General features: G+C 74.5%; 18 protein-coding genes. 1 reads left to right on the plus strand and 17 read right to left on the minus strand.

The genetic code is table 11. The features are described 5' to 3' along the window. Positions 1-11: 11 nt before the first annotated feature. The 11 genes from D7M15_RS09755 to D7M15_RS09805 form a co-directional block, all read right to left on the minus strand. A complete protein-coding gene (locus D7M15_RS09755; protein WP_121517149.1) occupies positions 12-2,234 on the minus strand; it encodes a hypothetical protein in 2,223 nt (740 codons plus the stop codon). After that, the gene (locus tag D7M15_RS09760) at positions 2,231-2,695 is read right to left on the minus strand and encodes a hypothetical protein (protein WP_121517150.1); all 465 of its coding nucleotides are present in this window, start codon (positions 2,693-2,695) and stop codon (positions 2,231-2,233) included. Before D7M15_RS09760 ends, D7M15_RS09755 begins: the two co-directional genes overlap by 4 nt. Positions 2,696-3,214: 519 nt before the next feature. Beyond that, positions 3,215-5,572: a molybdopterin cofactor-binding domain-containing protein gene (locus D7M15_RS09765; RefSeq protein WP_121517151.1), complete on the minus strand. Its 2,358-nt coding sequence runs from the start codon at positions 5,570-5,572 to the stop codon at positions 3,215-3,217. A 157-nt stretch (positions 5,573-5,729) separates the two neighbouring features. Next, entirely contained in the window at positions 5,730-8,066 is a 2,337-nt protein-coding gene (locus D7M15_RS09770) for a 2Fe-2S iron-sulfur cluster-binding protein (RefSeq protein ID WP_240649209.1), read from the minus strand. Continuing rightward, positions 8,063-8,929, minus strand: coding sequence for an FAD binding domain-containing protein (locus D7M15_RS09775; protein ID WP_121517152.1), 867 nt, complete (start codon positions 8,927-8,929; stop codon positions 8,063-8,065). Before D7M15_RS09775 ends, D7M15_RS09770 begins: the two co-directional genes overlap by 4 nt. 379 nt (positions 8,930-9,308) lie before the next feature. Further along, positions 9,309-11,081: a beta-N-acetylhexosaminidase gene (locus tag D7M15_RS09780; protein WP_121517153.1), complete on the minus strand. Its 1,773-nt coding sequence runs from the start codon at positions 11,079-11,081 to the stop codon at positions 9,309-9,311. Positions 11,082-11,176: 95 nt separating this feature from the next. Beyond that, complete coding sequence (locus tag D7M15_RS09785) at positions 11,177-12,037, minus strand: carbohydrate ABC transporter permease (RefSeq protein WP_121520514.1); 861 nt, start codon at positions 12,035-12,037, stop codon at positions 11,177-11,179. 23 nt (positions 12,038-12,060) lie between these two features. Continuing rightward, positions 12,061-13,101 carry a sugar ABC transporter permease gene (locus D7M15_RS09790; protein ID WP_121517154.1) on the minus strand — a complete coding sequence of 347 codons (1,041 nt, stop codon included), beginning with the start codon at positions 13,099-13,101 and terminating at the stop codon, positions 12,061-12,063. Further along, positions 13,098-14,396 carry an extracellular solute-binding protein gene (locus D7M15_RS09795; RefSeq protein WP_121517155.1) on the minus strand — a complete coding sequence of 433 codons (1,299 nt, stop codon included), beginning with the start codon at positions 14,394-14,396 and terminating at the stop codon, positions 13,098-13,100. Before D7M15_RS09795 ends, D7M15_RS09790 begins: the two co-directional genes overlap by 4 nt. Positions 14,397-14,722: 326 nt before the next feature. Then, on the minus strand, positions 14,723-15,019 hold the full coding sequence (locus D7M15_RS09800) for a DUF3039 domain-containing protein (RefSeq protein ID WP_121517156.1): 297 nt from the start codon (positions 15,017-15,019) through the stop codon (positions 14,723-14,725). Positions 15,020-15,152: 133 nt separating this feature from the next. Beyond that, positions 15,153-15,809: a YqgE/AlgH family protein gene (locus D7M15_RS09805; protein WP_121517157.1), complete on the minus strand. Its 657-nt coding sequence runs from the start codon at positions 15,807-15,809 to the stop codon at positions 15,153-15,155. A 253-nt stretch (positions 15,810-16,062) separates the two neighbouring features. Between D7M15_RS09805 and murA the strand changes: the two genes are divergently transcribed. Then, complete coding sequence (gene murA, locus D7M15_RS09810; protein ID WP_121517158.1) at positions 16,063-17,388, plus strand: UDP-N-acetylglucosamine 1-carboxyvinyltransferase; 1,326 nt, start codon at positions 16,063-16,065, stop codon at positions 17,386-17,388. 93 nt (positions 17,389-17,481) lie between these two features. Here the strand turns inward: murA and D7M15_RS09815 are convergent, their stop codons facing one another. The 6 genes from D7M15_RS09815 to D7M15_RS09840 form a co-directional block, all read right to left on the minus strand. Next, positions 17,482-17,763 carry an HU family DNA-binding protein gene (locus D7M15_RS09815; protein WP_121517159.1) on the minus strand — a complete coding sequence of 94 codons (282 nt, stop codon included), beginning with the start codon at positions 17,761-17,763 and terminating at the stop codon, positions 17,482-17,484. A gap of 498 nt (positions 17,764-18,261) precedes the next feature. Further along, positions 18,262-19,707 carry an NAD-dependent malic enzyme gene (locus D7M15_RS09820; protein WP_121517160.1) on the minus strand — a complete coding sequence of 482 codons (1,446 nt, stop codon included), beginning with the start codon at positions 19,705-19,707 and terminating at the stop codon, positions 18,262-18,264. 451 nt (positions 19,708-20,158) lie between these two features. Further along, on the minus strand, positions 20,159-22,627 hold the full coding sequence (locus D7M15_RS09825) for a UvrD-helicase domain-containing protein (RefSeq protein ID WP_240649609.1): 2,469 nt from the start codon (positions 22,625-22,627) through the stop codon (positions 20,159-20,161). A gap of 254 nt (positions 22,628-22,881) precedes the next feature. Beyond that, positions 22,882-23,736 (minus strand): zf-HC2 domain-containing protein, encoded by an 855-nt coding sequence (locus D7M15_RS09830; protein ID WP_121517161.1) that lies wholly within the window; start codon positions 23,734-23,736, stop codon positions 22,882-22,884. Continuing rightward, positions 23,733-24,254: a sigma-70 family RNA polymerase sigma factor gene (locus D7M15_RS09835; RefSeq protein ID WP_276314445.1), complete on the minus strand. Its 522-nt coding sequence runs from the start codon at positions 24,252-24,254 to the stop codon at positions 23,733-23,735. The genes D7M15_RS09830 and D7M15_RS09835 overlap by 4 nt, the downstream gene beginning before the upstream one ends. Positions 24,255-24,444: 190 nt before the next feature. Next, positions 24,445-25,581, minus strand: a complete 1,137-nt coding sequence (locus D7M15_RS09840; protein ID WP_121517163.1) for a uroporphyrinogen-III synthase — start codon at positions 25,579-25,581, stop codon at positions 24,445-24,447. Positions 25,582-25,606: the final 25 nt, after the last annotated feature.

Raw genomic sequence — 25,606 nt, forward strand, 5'->3', positions numbered from 1 at the left:
GCATGGGGCCCTCATCGCGAGTTGTCTGTATCCGAATGAATCCTGCCACGATTATAACCATTCTCGATATGATTCATGTGGTCTTGATATTTCTTGTCGCCAAGTGGAATCTCATCCATATGACCCCGGATGGCCTCCGTCGCGTTCTCCAGCGCTCGCTGGTCGAATTGATCGAGCGTGTGGATCGACTGTCCGCTGTTGTCGTAGGTGTCCGACGCGAGGGCGTTGTTGATGGCCTCGTTGATCGCGGAGACCGAAGCCGCGCCTCCGCCGCCGATGGTCGCCGGGATGAGGATGCTGCCCTCCGGGGCGACGGCGCCGGCCACGCCGCCGACGGTGTAGACGGCGACCGAGGCGACGTTCTTCTTCCAGTTGGCGGCCTCTTCGAGCTTCGCGTTGCGTTGTGCCGCGTCGTCGCGGAAGTCGGCGCCGATCTGTTCCGCGCGGGCCTCGTCGAGGGCGCCGTGTCCCTTCGCCCCGATCTCGGCCGCGCGGTAGACGTCGTCGGTGCCCGCGAACTGGTGGATGCGGCTGGCGACGAACCCTTCCTCCGCCGCCGACATGATGCGGTACGACTCCTCGTCGCGGCCGAGTTCGCGCATGAACCCGGCGGCCACCGCGGGGTCGATGCCGTGCCCGTCGGTGCCGGTGATCCGGCCGCTGCCGATCTGTTCGGCGGCGCCCCCGTAGTCCTCCAGCCCGTAGTTGAGGTCGTCCACGTACGCCGCGCCCATACGGCCCAGACTGTCGCTGATGCCGGGTTGGGCCTCGCGCGGGCTGTACGGCCCGCCGTAGGTCTCCATCACCCGGTGCATCACCTTGATCTCGTCGGGGCCGCGGTGCAGCCCCGACGACGGGTCGCCGGGCGGAGCGCCCGTGACCGCCGCCTCCAGGGCGCGCCCCAGTTCGTCGTGGCCCGCGGCCCGTTCGGTGCCGCCGTACGGGAGTGCTACGTCGGGCCAGTCCCGTACGGTGCCCTGCCCCGTCTCCCCCGGGTTCCCCACGACGTAGTCGAACGTGGCCGGGTCGGTGAAGAACGCCGTGGACGCGCCCGGGTTGCGGCTCATCCCCCGCATGAGGTCGGCCAGCGGGTCGTTGCCCCAGGGGTTGTCGAGCTGTTCGACGCTGTACGCGTCCGTGCCGCGGTGGGCGGTCCACAGGTCCGCCGGGCTCCGGCCGTCCGCGGCGGCGTCCCTCTCGAAGCGGACCAGCGAATCCCCGTACGTGTGCAGGAAGCGGTCGTCGTAGTCGCCGTGGCGCAGCAGGTCGGCCATGACCTGGTAGCCGCGCGGGGCGTAGTGGCCGCCTTGGCGTTCGGGCCCCAGGTCGGTCATCTCCCGCTCCCAGCGCCGCATCGCCGGGCTGTCGGAGCGGGTCGCGGTGCCGAGCGTCTCGCCCAGGTGTTCGCGTACGCGGGCGAGGAGCCGGGCGCGGGGGGAGCCCCTCTCCGCCGCGTACGGGGCCATGCCGTGCCAGAAGTCCACGGTGCCCTGCGCGCCGACGCGCTTGGCGAAGGTCTCGGCGAAGGTCGGGTCCTTGGCGTGGCGGGCGAGCAGGTCGTCGAGGCCGTTCAGCTCCGTGGCCGTCATGTCCGCGCCCTTGTCGGCGAGTTGGACGGCACGTTCGGCGGTGTTGACGGAGATGTCGCCGGAGGCGCCGCCGTTGAAGCCGTGGGCGGAGCCCTTCCCGTCGTCGTCGACGGTGACGTTCACGAGGGCGGTCCGCAGGTCGGCGTCCGCGTCGCAGACCGCCTGGACCCGCTTCCGGACGGTGCTCGTCCAGTCGGCCTCGGCGGCGGCCACCGCGCCGGGGTCGTTCTTGACGGCGCGCAGTTCCTCCGGGGAGAGGTCGGTCCATGGCTTCGCGTTCCAGTCGACGCGGACGCGGCCGGTCTGCGTGTCGACGTGGTAGCCCTTCGCCCTGGCGTCGGAGAGGGTGGTGCTGAGGGCTTCCTTGAGCCTGCTCAGCTGCTTGTGTCCGGCGGAGAGAAGTGCGGACACCGCCCGCGCCTCGGCCTTGGCGGCGGTGAACTCGTGTGCCGTCGCGGTGGAGTGGGTCCGCGACGCCTCGGCGGAACGGCCCTGCCAGGTCCCGTTGCCGAGGGTCTTGCGTATGTGGGTGTCGTAGTCGGTCTTCAACTCACCGAACCGCTCGCCCATCGACTTCCAGGACTTCGCCGCCGTACTCAGCGTCGACAGGTCCGTGTCCAGGATGTCCTGGCAGGTGAGTGTCACTGCGCCCGCCCGTCGGTGTCGGGAGCTCCGGGCGCGTCGCGCGGGCCGCTCCGCGTGAACCGGGAGCTGATCACGGACTCGTTCCCGGAGAAGAGGGTGTTCGTGGTGGTCAGGGCCGAAGCCTCACCGCTCAGCCTGGTGGTGAGCGCCTTCACCTGACGGTCCCAGGTCGCCAGGCAGTCGTCGAGGCCCTTCTCGGTCTCCCAGCCGCGGAGTGCGCCGACGAGGCAGCCATTCCCGCCGGTGCCTCCGGCGACCGCCTGCGAGCCGCCGTCCGCCTTGGCGCCGGCCTTCTGCACCTGGGGGCCCAGGGTTTCGCGTATGTACGCGGCGGCCTGCCGTTTCTCGCGTTCCTCGTGGGAGAGGTCACCGTGGGACCCGTCCCCGGCGGGTGCCTGGTCGAGTCGGGTACGAGTGGCCGCGTCGGCATGGCGTCGGGCCCACTCCTCTTCGAAGGTCATGCGTTTCCCCCATCAGGTCGGAACGGTTTCGCCGGGCGGTCGCCCGCCCCCCGGGCGGGCGTCAGCCCGCCGTGCCGTCGGGTGGGCCCGGGGGGCCGCCGTCCGGTGGGGTGCGGCCGGGGCGGTCGCGGTCGGGGGTGGCCGCGGTGCGGTGGCGGCACCCCCGGTACCAACTGCGGGGCCGGGACACGGCGTTCGCCCGCGTCCCCCGCCCCGGGGCCGTACCGTGCCGTCGCGCCGGTCCGCCTCGTGCACCCATCGTCGTGCCTACCCCTTGTCGCCGCAGCGGTCACCCTGGTCGTCGCACGGGGCACCGCTCCGGCCGTTCGCGCACCCCGTACGCCGCTTCGACAGCGGCTCGTGGGGGTGGCGGGGTGGCGGGGGTACGCCTTCGCGCCGGATCATTCTGTGACAGGGTCGTCACGGACCGCATGAGTACGCGTACTCAGTTCGCCACCGCGAGTGGCCGCCGGTCACGAGGAGTTACCCACCCTCCACGGCCCTCCGCCCCGCGTCCCCCTACTGCGGCGGCGCGCCGACCGCCGCCTGTGGTCGGATCGGCAGCCGCACGACCGGGCGGCCCGTCGCCGCCCGTACGGCTCCGGCGACCGCCGCCGGGGAGACCACGACCGGGACCGCGGACGCCGCCTTCGCGCCGAAGGGCGCGACCACGTCTCGCTCCTCGATGAGCTTCACGATGCGGATGTCCGGCGCGTCCAGGGACGTGGGCAGGGCGTACCCCGTGAGGTCCGGTCTGCGTACGACGCCCTTCGCGACGCGCAGATGCTCGCTGAGCGCCGCCCCGACGCCCTGGGTGACGCCCGCCTCGATACGGGCGTGCAGCTGACGCGGGTTGAGCACGCGGCCGACGTCCTGGGCGACGGACATCTCCACCACCCGGATCGAGCCCAGCTCGATGTCGACGTCCACCACGGCCCGCACGGCCGCGAAGGCGAGGCCCACGAACGCGTCGCCCTGGCCCGTCTCGTCCAGGGGCTCGGTGGGGTGGGGGCGGCACTGGGCCGTGGCCCACAGCTCCTTGCCCTCCAGGGTCTCGGCGACCGTCGTGGACAGCACCCCGTCGTACGACGTGATCTTGCCGTCGGCGATCGTCAGCAGCTCCGTGGACATCCCGAACTTCGCCGCGAGCGGCTGGAGGAGTTGTGTGCGCACCATCTTCGCCGCGCGCTCGACCGCGCCGCCCGACACCCACGTGTGGCGGCCGCGCGCGCCCGCGCCCGCCGGGGGCTGGTCGGTGTCGACGGAGGCGACGTGCACCTCCTCGATGCCCAGGGTCTCCTGGACGATCTGCCGCGCGAGGGTCGAGAACCCCTGGCCCGTCTCGACCGCCGCGCACAGCACGGTGGCGACCGGGCCGTTGACCTTGACGGTGGCGGTGGACACCTCGTCGGCGCCCTCGGTGCCGAGCATGTGCACCATGCCGAGGGCGTAGCCGACGCCGCGGCGCACCGCGCCCGGCTCGCCCGCGCCCTCGGGGCCGCCGGGGAGCAGCCAGTCCGCCTCGGGGCTGTCCTTGGGCAGCGGCGGCAGCGGGGCCTCGCGGACGGCGTGCAGCAGCTCGGCCACGGGCGCGGGGCAGGTGACGGTCTGGCCGGTGGGCAGCAGGTCGCCGGTGGCCAGCACGTTCCGCATGCGGATGTCGGCCGGTTCCAGGCCGAGTTCGGCCGCGAGCTTGTCCATCTGCCCCTCGTACGCGGTGCACACCTGCATCGCGCCCTCACCGCGGACGTGGCCCGACGGCGGGTTGTTCGTACGGACCGCCCAGCCGTCGACGACGGCGTGCGGCACCACGTACGGCCCGGCGGCGAAGGAGACGGCGGCGGCCAGGGCGTCGGAGGAGGTGTCGGCGTACGCGCCCGCGTCGAGGAGGATCTGCGCCTCGACCTTGAGGAGCTTGCCGGAGCGGTCGGCGTGGTGCCGGTACCGCAGCAGGGTGGGGTGCCGGTGGGCGTGCGCGAGGAACGACTCCTCGCGGGTCGCCGCGATCTTCACGGGGCAGCCGGTGCGCATGGCGAGCAGTCCGAGGGGCACCTGCATGCCGGTGTCCTCGCGGTCGCCGAGGGCGCCGGGCACCCCGGTGACGACCAGCTTGACCTGCTCGGGGGGCAGCCCGAAGCAGGCCGCGGCGAGGTCGCGGTCGGTGTGCGGGTCGGTGGACGCGGTGTAGATCTCGACACCGCCGTCGGGGCAGGGGACGGCGAGTGCCGCCTCGGCGCCGATGGGGGCGGGGTCCTGGCGGCCGATGCGGTACAGCCCCTCGACGACGACCTCGCCGGTGACGTCCGGGTCGCCGTAGCGCAGGGGGATGTGCCGGATGAGGTTCCCGTCCGGGTGCAGCGGCTCGGCGGTGAACGACTGCTCGGGGTCGGTCAGCGGCTCCAGCGGTTCGTACTCCACCGCGATCGCCGCCGCCGCGAGCCGCGCCGTGTCGGGGTGGTCGGCGGCCACGGCGGCGATGGGCTCGCCGTGGTAGCGCACCAGGTCGCGGGCGAACGCGGGCCGGTCCGCGACCCGCCGCCCGTGCGCGGCGTCGCCGGGCACGTCCTCGTGGGTGACGACGGCGCGGACGCCGGGCATGGCCGCGGCCTGCGCGGTGTCGATGGAGACGATGCGGGCGTGCGGGTGCGGGGAGCGCAGGATCGCCGCCCAGAGCAGCCCCTCGGCCCACAGGTCCGCCGCGTACGCGAAGGCGCCCTCCGCCTTCGCGGCGGCGTCGACGGGCGTCAACGAGGCGCCGAGCCCGATGCCGACCCCGTCGGGCGACCCGGCGGTGCCTCCGGCCGCGCCGAGGCGGGTGCCGTGGGCGGGGGTCGCCGTGACGGCGCCGGAGCCGTCTGCCGTACCCGTACCGGTCATGGCGCTGCCTTTCCGCGTCGTCCGGATCGCCTGGGTCGTCCGGGTCCTGGGCGTCCGGCCGGGGTGGGGCACCCGCGTTCGGACCGTCCGTATGGATGTACGTACGGCCCGGGTACGGGAGTTCCCCGGCCAGGGGGCGTGAAGGCGTACGGGCGGCTCACGCGCCGCCTCCGGGGTGGTGCGGATGCGGGTGCGCGCCCTGGTGCACGCCGCCACCGCCGGGGGGTGCCTGGTGCGGGATCCGCGCGTCGGCGTCGTCCGGGCCGGGACCGCCGTCCGCGGAACGGTTCCCACCGTCCGCGCGCGCGGGTCCGTCGTCGCCCGCGGTCCTGGCCGCGCGTTCGGCCACGACGGTGCGGACGGCGTCGAGCACGCCGCGGTAGCCGGAGCAGCGGCAGAGGTTGCCGCTGATGGCCTGCCGCGTCTCCAGCTCGGTCGGGGTGTGGTTGCCCTCCAGCAGGTCGTGCACCGCCATCGCGAGGCCCGGCACGCAGAAGCCGCACTGCACGGCGCCGCACTCGGTGAGCGCGCGCTGCACGTCGGAGGGCGTGCCGTTGACGGCCAGGCCCTCGACCGTACGGACGTCGCTGCCCGCGGAGGTCGCCGCGGGCACCAGGCAGGACGCGACGAGACGGCCGTCGACCAGTACGGAGCAGGCGCCGCACTCGCCCTGCGAGCAGCCGTCCTTGGCTCCGGCGAGGCCGAGGCGCTCGCGCAGCACGTAGAGCAGGGACTCGCCGAGCCAGGCGCCGGTGACGGGCCGGTCGGCGCCGTTGACGTGCAGTACGTACGAGGTGTGCGGGTGCTGGCTGACGGTCGGTTCGAGGACGGCGGGCGCGGGCTCCTCCGGGACGGCCGGGTGGCCGTCCGGCGCCTCGGGCGCGGGGGCGCCGTCGGGGTCCGCGGCGTACGCGGGGGCTCCGTCGGCCGCCGCGTCGTCGCCGGGCGCGTGGTCCGCGCCGGGGACGTCCGGGGTGTCCGAGGTGTCCGGGGCGTCGGCGTGCTCCGCCTCTGCCGCCTCCGCCGCCTCCGCCGTGTCGTCGGCGTCGGCGTCCGGGGACGGCTCGTCGGCGGCGCCCTCCTCGGCCACCGCGTCCGTACCGGCGTCGCCGGTCGGGGGTACGGGGATGTGGTACTCGCCGGAGTCGTCCGCGCGCGCGTGGTCCGTACGGTCCTCGCCGCCGTCCCAGCGCGGAGCGCCGCCGGGGGCGCCGCCGTGGGCGGGCGGGTTCGCCGCCGGGAGCGGGCCGCCGGGGGGCGGCGGGGGTCCGGGCAGTACGGCGTCGACGGACGCGGGGTCGACCGGGGCCGGACCGGCCTGCCCGGCCAGCCGCAGGCCGAGCTGGTGGCCGATGTCCCCGGTGGGCACGCCCTCGGGCGGGGTGTGGTCGTGCGCGGTCGGGCCGGGCGCCTCCCCCGGCAGCCCGCCGGGCATCGGGCCCGCGCCGCCGCCGAGCGCCTCCGGCACTCCGGGCGGTCCCGCGTACGGGCCCGCGGCCTCCGCGGGCAGCTCGCCCGGCGTGCCGTGGGTGCCGACGGACGGGTCCGGCCAGTGCGTACCGCCGGGGACCGGCTGCGCGCCGGGCCCCGCGCCCGCGAACGGCACCTGGCGGCGGGCCAGCCCGTCCGCGAGGTGCGCGTCCTGCGCGGCGACGTCCTCCGGTGCGGGCGGCGCCCACGCGGCGGCGCTCTGCGCGCCCGGCCCGTACCCGCCCGGCGGTCCCGCCGCGCCGAACGGCCCGTCGTACGCGTCCGGCCCGTCGTACGCGCCGTCCCCCGGCCCGTCCCCGGACCCGTGCGCCGCCGCGCCTCCGGCGCCGAGCGGCCGCCGCTGGGTGCGTGCCTCGTGCGAGCCCGCGAGCGCCGCCGCGGCGCCCTGGCCCATCGCGGCGCCTCCGGCGCCCTGCTCGGCCCCGGGTGCGCCGTCGGCGTCGTGCGGGCCGTGCGCGTCCGGTTCCGGTGCGCCCGCCGCGCCCGGGGCGTCGTCCGTGCCGGGCTCGGCGAACGGCAGTGTCCACTGTCCGGTCGACGACGGGTCGACCGTCGCCGCGGGGGTCATCGGCGCGGCCGGGGCGCCGGGTTCCATGGGGGGCGGCGTGTAGCCGCCCTGGCCGGTGCCGGGCGCGGCCAACGGGCTCCCGCCGTCGAACTCGCCGGTGCCGTACGCCCCGTGCTCGCCCTGCGGCCCGTCGGAGCCGCCCTGCGGCTGGCGCGGGCCCGTGGGCCACGGGCCGTCGGGCATGTGCACGAAGCTGGTGGCCTCGGTGTCGTACCCGCCGCCCCAGCCCTGGGACGCGGCGGCGGGCAGGTGCTGCGCGTACGGCTGCGGGTGGCCGCCGTGGGGCGTGCCCTCGGGGTGCTCGCTCTCGTAGTGCTCGGGGGCGTACTGCTCGGGCGGGTGCTGCGCGCCCTGGTAGGGGCCGCCCTGGTACGGGCCGCCCGCGTACGGCGCGCCCGCGTACCGCTCACCGTCCGGCTGCGGCTCGTTGCTCATGCGAGTGCCCTTCCGAGTCCCCGGCGGGCCAGTGCCGCCACCGTACGCCGCAGGTGCAGTGCCACCGGCGGGAGCGGGGGCGGCGGTTCGCCGCCCTCCGTCGCGGGCTGCGGGTCGGGGATGCAGGCCATCGCGACGTAGTCGCCGAAGGCGGCCAGCGCCTCCGGCGGGAGCGTGCGCTGCCCGTCCCAGTCGATGAGGGAGGACACCCACTGCTCCGCCTCCAGCGGCCGGAGCGGCATGGGTGCCACGGCGCCGATCGCGCACCGTACGTGGCGCCGCGCCGGGTCCAGTACGACCGCGGCGGAGGCGAGGGCGCGGCCGGGGCCGGTGCGGCCGGTGGCCTTGAGGAAGGTCTGGGGGGCGTGCAGCAGCGGGACGCGTACGTAGCCGACGAGTTCGCCCGCGTGCAGCATCTCCATCCCGGCAAGCAGGTGGCTGGCGGGGACCTCGCGCCGGGAGCCGCCGGGGCCCGCGATGAGCGCGGTGGCCTCCAGCGCGGCGAGCACGGGGAGGGTGTCGCCGGTCGGGGCGGCGCTCACCAGGTTCCCGCCGAGGGTGCCCGCGTTGCGGATCTGGGCGGGTCCGGCCGCGCGCGCGCTGGCGGCGAGCGCGGGGATGAGCGCGGCGAAGTCGGGGCGGCCCAGACGGGCGAGGGTCAGTCCGGCGCCGAGGAGGGCGTTGCCGTCCAGGTACTCCCAGCCGCGGATCTCACCGATGCGGCCGAGGCCGACGAGCGCGGCGGGGCGCAGCTGTCCGGAGTTCACGCTCGCCATCAGGTCGGTGCCGCCCGCGACGGGCACCGCGGCGGGCGTCGCGGCGAGTGCCGCCACGGCCTCGTCGAGGGTGCCCGGCAGGGTCACCGGCTGCGCCGCCGGGTGTTTCTCCGCCGCTCCGGCGGGTGGCGAGACCGGCTGCGCAGCGGACTGCGCGGCCTGTGGCGCATGCGGTGCGTGCGTGCTCAATCCAGCTGCCCCTTCCCCGGTCGTCCCGGCTGCACTGCCGTACGGTACGTGCTCGCAACCCGGACATGGCAACTCTGGCACATCCCGACCGGCTGGTGACGCGAGGGTCCGTGAAGGGATGATTCGTCCGCTCGGCGCCCTGTGAAACACGTTGTGGCGCGATGTCGCCCTTGAGCGTCAATTGCGGCCCTTACAGGGGTTTGTGGGCTTTTCCCATCCTGACGCGCGGGCGCCGCGCCGTCGTTGGCGGGCGGCCCGGCACGCGCGTCGGGGAGGCTCACACGATCGGGGGTCGGCCCTCGATCGGACGGCCGAGCACGCCGGGGCGGCGCTGCCGGGGGTACGGGCCGCCTTCGGGCCGGTAGTCGACGCCGAGCGCGTCGAGGCGGGCGAGGTGCGCGCGCCGCAGTCGGTCCCGGAAGCCCTCGAAGTCCCGCTCCTCCGGCGCCGGCAGCGGGGACCAGGCGACCTCGGCGAACGCGGTGAGGCGCGGGAAGACCTGGTAGTCGACGCGCTGCCGGGTCTCGGTCACCTCGGTCCACATGTTGGCCTGGGCGCCGATGACGTGCTCGGCGGCGGGTGTGCCCGCGAGTTCGGGCGGTACGGGCTCGAAGTGGTAGACGTCGCTGAGGGTACGCACGTAGCCGATCGGCACGGGCTCGTCGGCGCCGCCGTCCTGCCGGTGGTCGAGGTACACCTGCTGCTCGGGGCACATCACGACGTCATGTCCCGCCGTGGCGGCGGCGATTCCGCCCGCGTAGCCGCGCCAGGAGGAGACGGCGGCGCCCTCGGTCAGGCCGGTGGGACGGAGGCGTACGGACGCGTCAGCGGCGTCCGCGGCACCGTCCGTACCGCCGTCCGTCGTCGGCGCGGCGCCCTCCAGGATCTCGTCCCAGCCGATGAGGCGCCGCCCGCGCGCGGCCAGCCAGCGGTCGAAGTGCCGGATGAACCACGCCTGGAGCGCGTCCTCGTCCGGCAGCCCCTCCCGCCGCATCCGCTCCTGCGCGACGGGCGACGCCCGCCACTGGTCCTTGGGGCACTCGTCGCCGCCGACGTGCACGAAGGGGGAGGGGAAGAGTTCCAACACCTCCTCCAGCACGCCCGCGTAGAAGCGGAGGACGGCGTCGGTGGGGGCGAGCACGTTCGGGTTGACGCCCCAGTCGTCCCAGACGCCGAGCGCGGAGGTGTCGACGACGTCGGTGTTGCCCAGCTCCGGGTAGGCGGCGACGGCGGCCTGGGAGTGGCCGGGGAGTTCGATCTCCGGTACGACGGTGACGTGCCGTTCGGCGGCGTACGCGACGATCTCGCGGATGTCGTCCCGCGTGTAGTGACCCCCGTGCGGGCGCTCGTCCCAGAGGTCGGACGCGCGGTGGCCGACCTTCGTACGGGGGCGCCAGGCGCCGACCTCGGTGAGCCTCGGGTAGCGGGCGATCTCGACGCGCCAGCCCTGGTCGTCGGTGAGGTGCAGGTGCAGCACGTTGAGCTTGTGCGCGGCGAGTTGGTCGATCCGGCGCAGCACCTCGTCCTTCGGCTGGAAGTGCCGCGCGGTGTCCAGCATGAGGCCGCGCCAGCGAAACCGGGGCGCGTCCTCGATCCGTTGGGCGGGTACGCGCCACGCGCGCGCGGGGCCGGTGGGGGCCTGCCGGTACGCGTCGGGGCCGAGCAGCTGCCGCAGGGTCTGCGCGCCCCAGAACACCCCCGCGGCGGCGCCCCCGGTGATCAGCAGGCCGGTCGGCCCGGCGTCCAGGCGGTAGCCCTCCGGGCCGAGTTCGGCGTGGACGGCAGGTTCGACCCGGAGCCGTACGGGAGCGCCCGCGTCACCGCCCGTACGGCCGCCCGCCGCGTCGCCGCGCGCCGTACCGCCGCCGCCCTCCCCCGCGCCGTACGGCGGCAGCGCCAGCCCGGTGGCCGCGCCGAGCGCGCCGCGCAGCCAGCGCGCGACGCCCTCCGTACCGGGTCCGGCGTCCAGGGCGCTGCCGGGCCCCAGCACGTAGTCGCCGCCGCCTCCGGCGGTGACGGAACGGGGTGCCGGGATCAGGTCGTGCGGCATGTCGGTGCTCCCCCTCGGGGCGTGCGGGGCGTACGGGTCGGGCGGTGCGGGCGGTACGGGCGCGGGTCGCGCCGACGGGTGCGCCGGGGCACCCGTCAGTCCTTCATGGCTCCCCCGATGCCGGACACGAGATGCCGCTGCACCGCGACGAAGAAGATCAGCACGGGGATCGTCATCACCGTCGAGGCCGCCATCACACCGCCCCAGTCGGGGGTCTCGGTGTCGAAGAAGACGAGCAGCGCCATCGGCAGCGTGGAGTTCTCGGTGGCGCTGATGATGAACGACTTGGCGAAGAGGAAGTCGTTCCAGGTGGAGATGAACGAGAAGACGCTCGTCGCCACGAGCCCCGGGAAGACCAGCGGGAAGAGGATCTGCCAGAGGAAGCGGGTGCGGCTGGCGCCGTCGATGAACGCCTGTTCCTCCAGCGCCTCCGGGACCGCCTTCACGAACCCGCGCAGCATCCAGATGGCGAACGGCAGCGAGAACGCGATGTGCGGAAGGATCAGCGACGTCAGGGTGTTGAGCGCGTCGACGTCCCGCATGAGGAAGAACATCGGGATCGTCAGCGCCTCGATGGGCACCATCTGCGCCGTCAGGAACATGATCAGCAGCGTCGTACGGAACTTGAAACGGAACCTCGTGACGGCCGTCGCCGCGAGGAACGCGATGAGCGCCGACACCAGGACGACGACGCTCGCGACGAGCAGGCTGTTGAGGAAGTAGCGGCCGAAGTCCTGCTGTTCGAAGACCCGTCGGAACGAGTCCAGCGAGGGGGACAGCGTCCAGGGGCGCGGCTCGTCGGACTGGACCTCGCCCGCGGGCTTGAGCGCGGACAGCACCATCCAGTACAGCGGGAACGCCACCACCGCCGCGACCAGCAGCGCCGCCGCCTCCGCCGCGAGCCGCCACGGCCTGCGGGGCCCGCGGGGCCGCCACGCGGCGCGGGCGCCCGGCACCCGCGCGGCCTTCGTCGTCGTGCTCACAGGTCCTCACCCCTCCTGCGCAGCAGCCGCAGATAGACGAGCGTCACGCCCAGCAGGATCAGCAGCATCACGACGCCGATGGCGGAGCCGAGGCTGTACTGCGAGGAGGCGAACGCCTCCTGGTAGGCGTAGACGTTCAGCACCAGGTTCTGCCCGGCGATGCCGCCGCCGTCCGTCATCACGTAGATCTGCGTGAAGACCTTGAAGTCCCAGATCACCGACTGGATCGTGACGACGATCAGGATCGGCCGCAGCATCGGCGCCATGACGCTGCGCCAGGTCCGCAGCGCCGACGCGCCGTCCAGCGACGCGGCCTCCAGCACCTCGCTCGGAATGGCCCTGATCCCGGCGTACATGGTGACCATGACGAACGGGAACGAGCACCACACGACCTCGAAGAAGACGAGCGCGAAGGCGCTGTAGCGGCCGTACGTCCACGAGTGGTCGCCCAGCCCCAGCACCTTGTTGACCGGCCCGAAGTCCGGGTCGAAGAGGAACACCCAGACCGTGGACCCGGTGATCGCGGGCGTCGCCCAGGCGCCGAGCGCGGCCATCATCAACACCAGCCGCGGCACCAGCCGTACGCGCGTGAGCAGCACCGCCAGGGAGCAGCCGACGGCCATGGTGCCGGTGACGCAGGCCGCCGCGAAGACCACCGTGGCCAGCAGCACGTCCCAGAACTTGCGGTCGCCGAACAGCTCGGCGTAGTTCGCCAGCCCCTGGAACGAGGTGGGCTCGCCGCCGCTGACCTGCGCCTGGGTGTACTCCAGCAGGGAGATCAGGCCGAGTTGGTAGATCGGGTAGGCGAGCAGCGCCGCCAGCACCACCAGCGCGGGCGCGAGGTAGAGCCACGGCGTCCAGCCGCTGCCGCGCCGGGGCGGGCGCGCGCCGCGGCGCGGCGCCTTCGCGGCGCCCCCGGCGGACCGGCCGGGCCCCGAAGCGGAACCCGTACCGGAACCCGCGCCGGAGCCCGTACCGGCCCCGGCGCCCGTACGCGTGCCGGGGCCCGCGCCCGAGGCGTCCGCCGTGGCGCTCACTGGGCGAAGGCCTCGTCCATCTGCTGGGCCGCGCCCTCGGAGGCGTCGGCCACGTCCTTCTTGCCGCTGACGACCTGCTGGAACATCGTCGGCAGCACCATCCCGGCGTCGATCTTCGCCCAACCGGGGCTGGCGGGCACGAACTTCGCCCCGGCCTCCAGCGTCTTCACGAACGGCGCGACGAACGGCTCCTCCGCGGCGACCTTCTTACGGGTGTCGCTGAACGTCGGCAGGAAGCCCATCTCCTGGAACAGCCGCTCCTGCGTCTCCTTGCCCGCCAACTGCTCCACCAGGTCGACGGCGAGGCTGCGGTGCGAGGTGGACTTCATGACGCCGACGTTGTTGCCTCCGGCGAAGCCCGGGGCGATCTCGCCCTTCTTGACGCCGGGCAGCGGCACGACCGCGTACTTCCCGCTGACGGCGCCGTCGTCCATGGCCTGGCGGTTGAAGTCGCCGCCCAGCGCCATGCCCGCCTTCCCGCTCGCGAACGCCTCGACGTTGTCGTTGCCGGTCATCTGCGCACAGTTGCTGGGCGGGCAGTTGTCCTTGCCGAACAGGTCGGTGTACGCCTTGATGCCCTTCTGCGCCGCGTCGCTGTCGATGGCGGCGGTGAAGTCGCCGCCCTTCTCCGTGGCGAGTTCGCCGCCGTGTGCCCAGATGAACGGCATGGCGCCGTACGTGTAGGCGCCGCCGACCATCAGCCCGTACATCTCGGGGCGTTCCGCCCGGATCTCGCGCGCGGCGGACGCGACCTCGTCCAGCGTCTCGGGCGCCTTGAGGTCGAGGTCCTCGAAGACGTCGGTGCGGTAGTAGAGCGCGCGTACGCCGACGAAGAGGGGCGCGCCGTAGATCTTCCCGTCGACGGTGACCGACTGCTTCGCCGTGGGGTCGGTGTCCTTGGCCTCGGCCCAGGCGCCGAACTCCTTCGAGATGTCGGCGAGTCCGCCGTCCGCGACGTACCCGGCGGTGTCGGTGTTGCCGAACTCGATGACGTCCGGGGCGGAGTCGGGGTCGTTCAGCGCGCCCTTGATCTTCTCGGCGCGGCTGTCGACGGGGATGTACTGGACGTCGACCTTCACGTCGTCGTGGCTCTCGCGGAACTTCGCCACGACGTCCGAGACGACGTCCTGCTTGGGCTTGTTGTTGACCTCGCGGAAGAGCCACACCCGCAGGGTGCCGCTCTTCTCGTCCTTCTTCGCGCCGCCGTCATCCGTGGAGGGGGCGCAGCCGGTCGCCGTCAGCCCGGCGAGGGCGAGCGCCACCACCGGGGCGGCTATGCGGGCGGAAACTCTCATGAGCGGTACCCCCAGCGGGAATCTGTTGCAGCATGCGCAACGGCTGTTTCGTGCTGCACAACTTCGCAGGAGGTTATGGGCGGCGGCACCCGCCCACAAGAGGTATCGACCAATCCGTGACCCGGGGCGGCACTCCGTGCAACGGAGCCGGTCGCCGACCGGCCCTCCGGCCCGCGTCCGACCACCCGCACAGCACAGCGCGCCCCGGGCCGCCCCTCGGGGAGGGCGGCCGGGACGCGCTGAACGGGTCCTGCGGCGCGGGTCCTACGGCGTGGTGGCGACCGTACGACGCGGGCGCGGGTGGCGACGCGGCTTGCGGGTGCGGGCTACTTCTTGCCGCCGCCCTTGCCGTCCTTGTCGCCCTTGTCCCCACCGGCGCCCATGGTCTCGAAGATCTCCTTGCACATGGGGCAGACCGGGTACTTCTTGGGGTCCCGCCCCGGCACCCAGACCTTCCCGCAGAGCGCGACGACGGGGGTGCCGTCGAGCGCGCTCGCCATGATCTTGTCCTTCTGGACATAGTGGGCGTACCGCTCGTGGTCGCCGTCGCCGTGCGATGTCTGCGGGGTCGGTTCGACGAGCGTGCCGGTGCCCGCCCCGCGCTCGGGCTCGTATGTGCTCATGTGACCCAAGCTTAAGCCCTGTGCCGGACGGACGGAGCGCCGTCACCCGGCCCACGGGACGGCCCCCGGAACAGCCCGCGGAACGGCCCCGGGACACCTCGCGGGGCGGCGTACGGGCGCGTCCCGTACGGCGTCAGTTGAGCGACGCGTCGTCGGGATACGTGGCCACCATGGCGAGTTCGCTGCGCTGGCGCCGCAGTACGTCCCGCCACAGCCGTTCCGGGTCGGGCGCGGACACGTCGCCGGGCTCGGAGTCCACCACGTACCAGGCGCCCTCGGACAGCTCGGCCTCCAACTGGCCCGCGCCCCAGCCCGCGTACCCCGCGAAGATGCGCAGCGAGCCCAGCTCGGCCGCCAGCAGCTCCGGCGGGGCCTCCAGGTCCACGAGGCCGATCGCGCCGTGCACGCGGCGCCAGCCCATCGGCCCGTCCCACTCGGCGTCGTCGCCGAGGTCGTCGGCGTCCCCCTCGTCCGCGCCGCTCCCGTCGCCGTCCGCCGCGCCGCCGCCCGTGCCGCCGGTACGGCTCCCGGACGGCACCACGGCCACCCCGAGCGCCGCGTCGAGCGAGACGGGGCCGCCCTGGAACACCACGCCGGGCTCGCCCGTGAGGGCGGCCCACGGCTCCAGGATGTCGCCGACGCCCACGGGGGTGGGCCGGTTGAGGACGACGCCGAGCGAGCCCTCCTCGTCGTGGTCGAGGAGCAGCACGACCGCGCGGTCGAAGTTCGGGTCGGACAGCACCGGGGTGGCGACCAGCAGCCGCCCGGTGAGCGAGGACACCTCGTTCATACGGCGATGATCCCGCACCCGGGCCCTCCGCGGGCGTCAACGCCCGAACCGTGGACACCGGATGGCGCCGTACGCGCGCACTCGGGACGGCCCGCCGCGCGCGGTCCGGCGCGAACCCGCCGGTGGGGGCGCGTGCGGAGCGCACCGATGGGCGCGCGGGCGCACGAGGGGGCGCCACACCGTACGGAAACCGTCCCGACGCCCATTACGCTTGCTTGTGTCCCCCAGTCCTCGCCAGGAAAAGCGGAGATCCATGACCGGCACCGATGATGTCCTGCTCGTCCACGGCGGCACGCCCCTCTCGGGTGAGATCCGGGTCCGCGGCGCGAAGAACCTCGTGCCCAAGGCCATGGTCACGGCGCTGCTCGGCAGCGAACCGAGCCGGTTGCGCAACGTGCCGGACATCCGTGACGTCCGCGTCGTACGTGGCCTGCTGCAACTGCACGGCGTCACCGTCCGCGCCGGCGACGAGCCCGGCGAACTGGTGCTGGACCCCTCGCACGTGGAGAGCGCGAACGTCGCGGACATCGACGCGCACGCGGGTTCGTCGCGCATCCCGATCCTCTTCTGCGGCCCGCTGCTGCACCGGTTGGGGCACGCGTTCATCCCCGGCCTCGGCGGCTGCGACATCGGCGGCCGTCCCGTCGACTTCCACTTCGACGTGCTGCGGCAGTTCGGCGCCACCATCGAGAAGCGCGCCGACGGGCAGTACCTGGAGGCGCCGCAGCGGCTGCGCGGCTGCAAGATCCGGCTGCCGTACCCGTCCGTCGGCTCGACGGAGCAGGTGCTGCTGACGGCGGTGCTGGCGGAGGGCGTCACGGAGCTGTCCAACGCCGCCGTGGAGCCGGAGATCGAGGATCTCATCTGCGTGCTCCAGAAGATGGGCGCGATCATCTCCATGGACACGGACCGCACGATCCGCGTCACGGGCGTCGACCAGCTCGGCGGCTACACGCACCGCGCCCTGCCGGACCGCCTGGAGGCCGCCTCGTGGGCGAGCGCGGCGCTGGCCACCGAGGGCAGCGTGTACGTCCACGGGGCGCGGCAGCGCGAGATGATGACGTTCCTCAACACGTACCGCAAGGTCGGCGGCGCCTTCGAGATCGGCGACGAGGGCATCCGCTTCTGGCACCCCGGCGGCCCGCTGAACGCCATCGCGCTGGAGACGGACGTGCACCCCGGCTTCCAGACCGACTGGCAGCAGCCGCTGGTCGTCGCGCTGACGCAGGCGTCGGGGCTGTCCATCGTGCACGAGACGGTCTACGAGTCGCGGCTCGGCTTCACCTCCGCGCTCAACCAGATGGGCGCGCACGTGCAGGTCTACCGCGAGTGCCTGGGCGGCATGCCGTGCCGCTTCGGGCAGCGCAACTTCCTGCACTCCGCCGTCGTTTCGGGGCCCACGAAGCTCCAGGGCGCCGACCTGGTCGTGCCCGACCTGCGGGGTGGCTTCTCGTACCTCATCGCGGCGCTGGCCGCGCAGGGCACGTCGCGCGTGCACGGCATCGACCTGATCAACCGCGGCTACGAGAACTTCATGGAGAAGCTCGTCGAGCTGGGCGCGAAGATCGAGCGCCCGTAGGAGAACGCACGGAGGGGCGGCCACCATGACGGTGGCCGCCCCTCCGGCTGTCTCGGTACCGGTCCGCCGACGCTGCGGGTCAGCGGGCGCGGATCACTTGCCCTTGGCTGCTTCCTTGAGCTTCGAGCCCGCGGAAACCTTCACGCTGTACCCGGCCGGGATCTCGATCGGGTCGCCCGTCTGCGGGTTGCGCGCGGTGCGCGCGGCACGGTGGGTGCGCTCGAAGGTGAGGAAGCCGGGGATCGTGACCTTCTCGTCCCCCTTGGCGACGACCTCACCGATGGTCTCGGCGAGGGCGGCCAGAACGGCGTCGGCGTCCTTACGGGTCACCTCGGCGCGCTCGGACAGAGCGGCCACCAGCTCACTGCGGTTCATAGTTCGTTACTCCCGTGTTCTTCTTGCCGATGAGGCGTGAGTTCGAAGCCGATGCTGCCAGGGCCCTCGGACAGTCCCCGGACCCGGGTCCGTTCAGACCCTCGCGCCCAGTGACGCATCCTGCCCCCACCTGCGGCGGGAAATCCAATCCGGCACGCTCCCGGGCCCCTCGGGGGGCGCCCGGAGAGCGCCGTCGGCCACGTGCGACGTGCCATCGGCTCTGTCCGGTGCGGCTCTCGCCACCCTAGGGGGCCGTCCGGGTGCCGCCTCCCGCGACGCGCCGTACGGAGCGTGCCCGCGGGGCCCGTCAGGGCGTACGGAGCGTGTCCGCGGGCCCCGTCGGGGGCGTGCGCGGGCGGGGTCGGGCGCCGGGGCGCGAGGGGGCACGGGCGGCGTGCGCCCGGCCATGCCCGCGCCGTCCCCGGGCCGTACGGGTGCCCTCGCCGGGTCCGTACGGCCGTCGCGGTCCGCCCGTTCAGCCGCCGTGCGGACGGCCGTTCACTCTCCGGGTGCGGCGCTCGTCACACTCGCGGCGGCGGCGCCGGTCGCGCGGGCGGCCTCGCGTACGGCGTCGGCGACGGCGCCCGACACCTTCTCGTTGAAGACGCTGGGGATGATGTAGTTGGCGTTCAGCTCGTCGACGAGGACGACGTCGGCGAGGGCGCGGGCCGCCGCGAGCATCATCTCCTCGTGCACCGTGCGGGACTGCGCGTCGAGCAGGCCGCGGAAGACGCCGGGGAAGACCAGCACGTTGTTGATCTGGTTCGGGAAGTCGGAGCGTCCGGTGGCCACCACGGCGGCCGTACGGCGTGCCTCGGCCGGGTCGACCTCCGGGTCCGGGTTGGCGAGCGCGAACACGATCGCGCCCTCCGCCATCGCCGCCACGTCCGCCGCGTCCAGCACGTTCGGGGCGGAGACGCCGATGAACACGTCCGCGCCGACGACGGCCTGCTTGAGGGTGCCGGTGACGCCCTCGGGGTTGGTGTTGTCCGCGATCCAGCACAGCGGCGAGTCGGCCCCCGCGTCGACCAGGTCCGCGCGTCCGGCGTGCACGACGCCGTGGATGTCCGCGACGACCGCGTGCTTCACCCCGGCGGCCAGCAGCAGCTTGAGGATGGCCGTACCGGCGGCGCCCGCCCCGGACATGACGACCCGGACGTCCTCGATCCGCTTGTCCACGACGCGCAGCGCGTTGAAGAGGGAGGCGAGTACGACGATGGCGGTGCCGTGCTGGTCGTCGTGGAACACCGGGATGTCCAGGGCCTCCCGCAGCCGCGCCTCGATCTCGAAGCAGCGGGGCGCGGAGATGTCCTCCAGGTTGATCCCGGCGAAGCCCGGCGCGATGGCCTTGACGATCTCCACGATCATGTCGCTGTCCTGGGTGTCCAGGCAGAGCGGCCACGCGTCGATCCCGGCGAACCGCTTGAAGAGGGCCGCCTTGCCCTCCATCACCGGCAGCGCCGCCTTGGGCCCGATGTTGCCGAGGCCGAGCACGGCGGAGCCGTCGGTGACGACGGCGACGCTGTTGCGCTTGATGGTGAGGCGGCGGGCGTCCTCGGGGTGTTCGGCGATCTGCGTGCAGACGCGGGCGACACCCGGCGTGTAGACCATCGACAGGTCGTCACGGTTGCGAATGGGGTGTTTCGAGGACATCTCGATCTTGCCGCCGAGGTGCATGAGGAACGTACGGTCGGAGACCTTGCCGAGCGTGACGCCCTCGATCTCGCGCAGCTTGCCGACGATCTGGTCCGCGTGGGCGGTGGAGGAGGCCGCGATCGTCACGTCGATGCGCAGCCGCTCGTGACCGGACGCCGTGACGTCGAGGCCGGTGACCGAGCCGCCGGAGGACTCCACGACCGTGGTGAGCTGACTGACCGCGGTCCCGCCCGCGGGGACCTCCAGTCGGACCGTCATCGAGTACGAGACGCTGGGCGCCGTTGCCATGGCCGCTTTCCTTCGCTTTCCTCGTCGCGGAATGCCGCCCGCGCGGCACGCCCTCAGATAGTCGCACCTACCCCCAAGTACGCGGTAACCGGGCACCGTACCCGGAATCGCCGTTCCGTGGTACGGGAACGGGCGTCGGCGGTACGGGGACGCGTCGGGCGGTACGGGAGGGCGCGTGGGAGGTGCGCGCGGCAGCGGGGAACGGCAGGCCGCCGGAGGGGGCGCGGGAGGCAGCGGGGAGAGGAGGAGGTGGCACCGACCCGCCAGCTCGCCTCGCGGCAAGTGGTCGCTCGCGGCGACTATGGTTGGGCCCGGGGGCATGGATCGGGCCGGTGCCATCCACCAGGCTAACAAACAGCTCTGCCAGGGCAATTCCTGTTGCGGGACCGATTTCCGGCCGGTCGCGGGGCCGGTCCCCGCGCGGCGGCCCGTACCGGCCCCGCACCCCGCGTCAGCCCCGCAGCAGCTCCGGCACCCCGTCGGGGCCGGGCGCGTCCCGCTCGCCCGACAGGATCGTCAGCCGCTGCGTGGCCCGGGTCAGCGCCACGTACAGCACGCGCAGGCCCACCGTGCCGGTCCCCTCCCCGCCGGGACCGGACCCGTCCCCGCCGGAACCGGACCCGCCGCGTCCGCGCGCGCCGCCTCCGCCACGCCTGCCACCACGGCCGCCGGACCCGCCGCCGGACCCGCCGTGGCGCGGCCCCGCGCCCGCGATCTCCGCGGGCGACACGACGAGCGTCGCGTCGTACTCCAGGCCCTTCGCCTCCAGGCTGCCCAGCGGCACGACCCGGTCGCCCAGCCCGGCCAGCCACTTCCGTGCCTGCGCGCGCCGTTCCATGGCGACGACGACGCCGACCGTCCCCTCCACCTCGTCGAGCAGCCGCCGCGCCTCGTCCCGTACGGCCGCGCCCAGGTCGGCGCCGTCCCGTACGGCGGCGAACCGCGGCTCCAGCCCCGTCGAGCGCACCGCCCGGGGCGGCGCGGCGCCGGGCATCGCCAACGCCAGGACGCGGTCGGCCAGTTCGGCGACCTCGGCCGGGTTGCGGTAGTTGACGGTCAGCTCGAAGCGGCGGCGGGGGCGACCGCCGAGCGCCTCGTCGCGGGCGGCGCGCGCCTCGTCGGTGTCGGGCCACGAACTCTGCGCCGGGTCGCCCACCACCGTCCACGTCGCGTGGCGGCCCCGGCGGCCGACCATCCGCCACTGCATGGGGGTGAGGTCCTGCGCCTCGTCGACGATGACGTGGGCGTAGTCGGTACGTTCCTCCGCGAGCCGTTCGGCGCGGTCGCGGCGGGAGGTGCTCCGGTCGGCGGCGGTGGTGACCTCCTGTACGCCGAGTTCCGCGAGGAGTTCGGTCTCCGTCCGCTGCCGGGGTCGGGCGGGGGTGCCCAGCAGCACCTGGAGTTCGTCGAGGAGCGCCGCGTCGTGCACGGACAGCGGCCCGTTCCCGTCGGCGTCCAGCCGCCCCAACGAGCGGGCCACGTCCGCCGCTTCGCCCGACCGCAGCGTACGGCCCGACCAGCGCGCGAGGCGCCGCCCGTCGGCCATCGCCGCGAGCACCTGACGGGGCGTCAGCTCGGGCCACCAGGCGTCCATGAACTCCTGGAACTCCGGCTCCGTGGTGACGTCCTCGTCGAAGCCGGCGCGGGTCTCCGCCGCCAACTCCGGGTCGTCCGCGTGGCGTCCGGCAGCGCCGGACTTCCGCCACAGCCCGTCGAGGACGAACCTCCGCGCGCGCGGGCGCATCAGGTTCAGCGGGGCCGTGCCGCCGAGCACCTGCCGCCGGATGTCGCGCAGTTCGTCGCCGTCCAGTTCGACGCGCGCGCCGAAGACGACGACCCGTACGCGGTCCGGCGCCGTGTCCCGTTCGAGCGCCCCCCGCGCGGCGGCGCGCAGGACGCGCACCATGCGCGCGGAGCCCTTGACGCGGGCGACGCGCGGCGAGTCGTACGCCGTGCCGGGGGCCGCGCCGTCCGCGCCGTCGCCGCGCGCGCCGCCCGGCCCGTACGTGCCGCCGGAGACCTCGACGCCGTCCGCGAGGGAGCCGAGGGCGCGGATCGCGACCTGTCCCTCCTCGCCGAGGGACGGCAGGACGCCCTCCGTGTACGACACCAGCAGCGGCGTGGGGCTGACGATGAGGATGCCGCCCGCGTACCGGCGCCGGTCCTGGTACAGCAGGTACGCGGCCCGGTGCAGCGCCACGGCCGTCTTGCCCGTGCCGGGGCCGCCCTCGACCTCCGTCACGGAGGCGGCGGGCGCCCGGATGACGAGGTCCTGCTCGGCCTGGATGGACGCGACGATGTCCCGCATCGCGTGGCTGCGCGCGCGGCCCAGCGCCGCCATGAGCGCGCCGTCCCCGACGACGGGCAGTTCGGCGCCGTCCAGGCGCGCGGTGACCTCGGGGCGCAGCAGGTCGTCCTCCACGCCGAGGACGCGCCGCCCCTTGCTGCGGATGACCCGGCGGCGTACGACGCGGCCGGGCGCGACGGGTGTCGCCCGGTAGAAGGGCGCGGCGGCGGGCGCGCGCCAGTCGACGACCAGCGGCGAGTAGCCGGCGTCGAGGACGCCGAGGCGGCCGATGTGCAGGGTCTCCGCGATGTCGGCGCCGCCGTCGGGGCGTACGGCGTCCTCGGCGGGTTCGACGGAGAGGTACGCGCCGTCCGCGCCGCGTTCGCCGTCCCGTCCGGCCAGCAGGTCGACGCGGCCGAAGAGGAAGTCCTCGAACTCGCTGTTGAGCCTGTTGAGGTGGACGCCCGCGCGGAAGACCTGCGCGTCCCGTTCGGCGAGCGCGCCGGGGGTGCCGACCTGGGCGCCCCGGGAGGCGTCGTTCATCAGGAACTCGGCCTCGTCGATCTTCTCCTCCAGACGCCGGTACACGGCGTCGAGGTGGCTCTGTTCGGCGCGGATCTCGCGGTCGCGCACGCCGTCGTCGTGCGCGCCCGTCCCCTCCCCGCCCGTTCCGCCGCCGCCCCGCGCGGCGCCGCCGCCCGTTCTTCGGGGGGTGTCCTGCGGAGCGTCCTGCGCTGCCTTCTGCGCTGCCAACGCGGCGCCTCTCTCTCGTGGTCGGGGCAGCCGTCAACCGTACGCGACACTCCGCGCGGCGCGCACACGGCGCGGCCCGTGGGCCCCGGCTCGTACGCCCTGGTCCGCGCGCCCTGTCGGGGGTTGTCGGGGGTTCAGAGGGGGACGGAGGCGAGCCGTTCGCCGTCGAGGGTACGCACCTCGAAACGGTCGATGCGGTCGGGCGTCAGTCCGGCGCCGCCGGTGATGTAGAGGGGCTCGTTCCAGCGGGTGCCCTCGATGCCGTAGCCGTACTTCGGTACGGACCAGCTGCCGACCGTGCGCCGTTCGCCGTCCAGGCCGACCACCACGAGGTCGCACTCGCGCGGGCCGCGGAGGTTGCCGATCCGCAGCGTCACGTACGTGCCCCAGGGCTTGCGCAGGAGGGAGACCGTCGCGTCGACCTCGGTGCCGGGGTCGGTGGCGCGGTGCTGCTCGCCCTCCCGGAACATCGCGCGGACGCTCGCCGCCTCCGTCGTACGGCCGCCGGTCCCGCCGTCGTCCCCGCCGCCCAGCGCGCCCAGCGCGGCCCCGCCGCCCCCGACGAGCAGCACGGCGGCGGCCGCGACGAGCACGCGCCGCAGTCGGTCGGCGCGGCGGCGGCGGGCCGCGCCGTCGAGGAGGCGGTCGAGGAGTTCGGGGCGGGGGCGGGCGAACAGGCCGTCGGCGGCGGCCTCGTCGCGTACGGCGGCGGGCGGGGCGTCGTCGCGTACGGCACCGGCGGCGTCGTCGCGTACGCCGTCCCCCCGGGCCTCGGCGAGCACGTCCCGCAGCGCGAGCATCCCGTCCAGCTCCCCTTGGCACCGCTCGCACCCGGCGAGGTGCTCCTCGAAGGCGGCGGCCTCCGCGCCGTCGAGCAGGCCCAGGGCGTACGCGCCCACGTCGCTGTGCGCGATCCGCGCGGGGGGCGGCTCGCCGGGGCCGCCGCCCGCGTGCTCGGCGGGCCCGTTCCGGTCGTCCGGCGGCGTCATGGCGTCACCCCCCGTTCCTCCAGCGCGAGCCGCAGCGAGCGCAGCGCGTAGAAGACCCGCGACCGCACCGTGCCGGGCGGGACGCGCAGCACCTCGGCGGCCTCGTTGACCGTACGCCCCTTGAAGTACGTCTCCACCAGCGCCTCTCGGTGCGCCCGCGTGAGGTCCCCGAGCGCCTCGGAGAGGAGCATCTCCCGCAGGGCGCGGTCGATCTCGTCGACGGCCGGTACGGACTCCAGCCGCCCCGGGTCGACCTCCTTCGGGCGGGCCTCGCGGCTGCGGTGGCCGTCGATGACGATCCGCCGCGCGACCGTGACCAGCCACGGCCGTACGGAACCGGTCGCCCGGCCCAGCTGTTCCGCGTTCCGCCAGGCGCGCAGCAGGGTCTCCTGCACCACGTCCTCGGCCCGGTGCCGGTCCCCGGCGACGAGCCGCAGCACGAAGGCGTACAGCGGGCCGGCGTGCTCGGCGTACAGCGCTCGCATCAACGCGTCGTCCTGTGCCGCCCTGTCACCCACGACGGCATCCTTGCGCACCCATGACCTCCGGTCGAGATCCCGTTCCGCGACGTACCGTTCCGTCACCTCTGCCGTGGATACGGGCGCGGAGGGCGGTGCGTTCAGACGGCGGCGGAATCGGTGTCCCTCCGCGCGTTTCCGTCGTCCGCGCGCGCGGACGACGGAAAGGTCCCCGCCGAGGCGCCCCGGCTCACTTGGGTACGCGCGCGGGACCGGGTTCCACGTCCAGCCGGTAGCCGCGTTTCACCACGGTGAGGATCAGCTCCGGCCTGCCCAGCGCCGCCCGCAGCCGCGCCACCGCCGTCTCGACGGCGTGCGGGTCGCGCCCGGCGCCGGGCAGCGCCCGCAGCAGGTCGCCGCGCGAGACGACCCAGCCCGGCCTGCGGGCCAGTTCGCGCAGCAGCGCCATCCCGGCCGGGGGCACGGGCCGCAGCTCGCCGTCCACGACGGCGGCGTGCCCGCGGATCTCCAGCCGGTGCCCGGCGGCCGTCAGGGCGGGTACGCGCGCGGGGAGCGCCGACGCCAGCAGCTGTACGAGGGGCGCGAGCCGGAAGCGTTCCGGCTGGAGCGTCGGTACGCCGCGCTCCGTGAGGGGCCCGGCGGTGACCGGCCCGACGCACGCCACGAGCACGTCGCGGCGCAGGGCGGTGAGGAGCGCGTCCCGTACGCCGCGCTCCCCGGCCCGTTCCAGCAGGGACGCCACGGCGGGCGCGCTGGTGAAGGCGAGCGCGTCGACGTGCCGGGCGAGGAGCGCGTCTGTGAGCCGGTCGACGGGGCCGATGTCCTCGGGCGGCAGCCAGCGGTAGACGGGTACGCCCACCACGTCGGCCCCCGCCTCCCGCAGCGCCCGCCCGAACCCGGCCAGTGGCTCGCCGTGCAGCTGCACCGCGATCCGCCGCCCGCGTACGCCCTCTGCCAGCAGCCGGTCCTGCACCTCCGCCATCGACTCCGACGCGGGCGACCACACCTCCCGCAGGCCCACCGCCCGTACGGCGCCGCGTACCTTCGGGCCGCGCGTCAGCAGCTCCGCGTGCGCGAGGCGGTCGCGGAGCGCGTCGCCGAGGTCCCAGCCGTCGGCCGCCTCCAGCCACCCGCGGAAGCCGACGGCCGTAGTGGTGACGACGGTGTGCGGCGGGTCGTCGAGCAACCGCCGTGTGGCGTCCCGTAGTTCACCGTCGTCCGCGAGCGGCACGATGCGCAGGGACGGCGCCTGGACGACGACGGCGCCGCGCCGTTCCAGGAGCGCGCCCAGTTCCTCGGCGCGGCGCGCGGCGGTGAGGCCGACGGTGAAGCCCGCGAGGGGCTGCGGGGCGGTGGCGTCTTCCATGCGTTCCTCGTCCGCTGAGCTGGCG

This window comes from Streptomyces sp. Z26 (assembly GCF_003665095.1).
Taxonomy (GTDB): Bacteria; Actinomycetota; Actinomycetes; order Streptomycetales; family Streptomycetaceae; genus Streptomyces; species Streptomyces phytohabitans.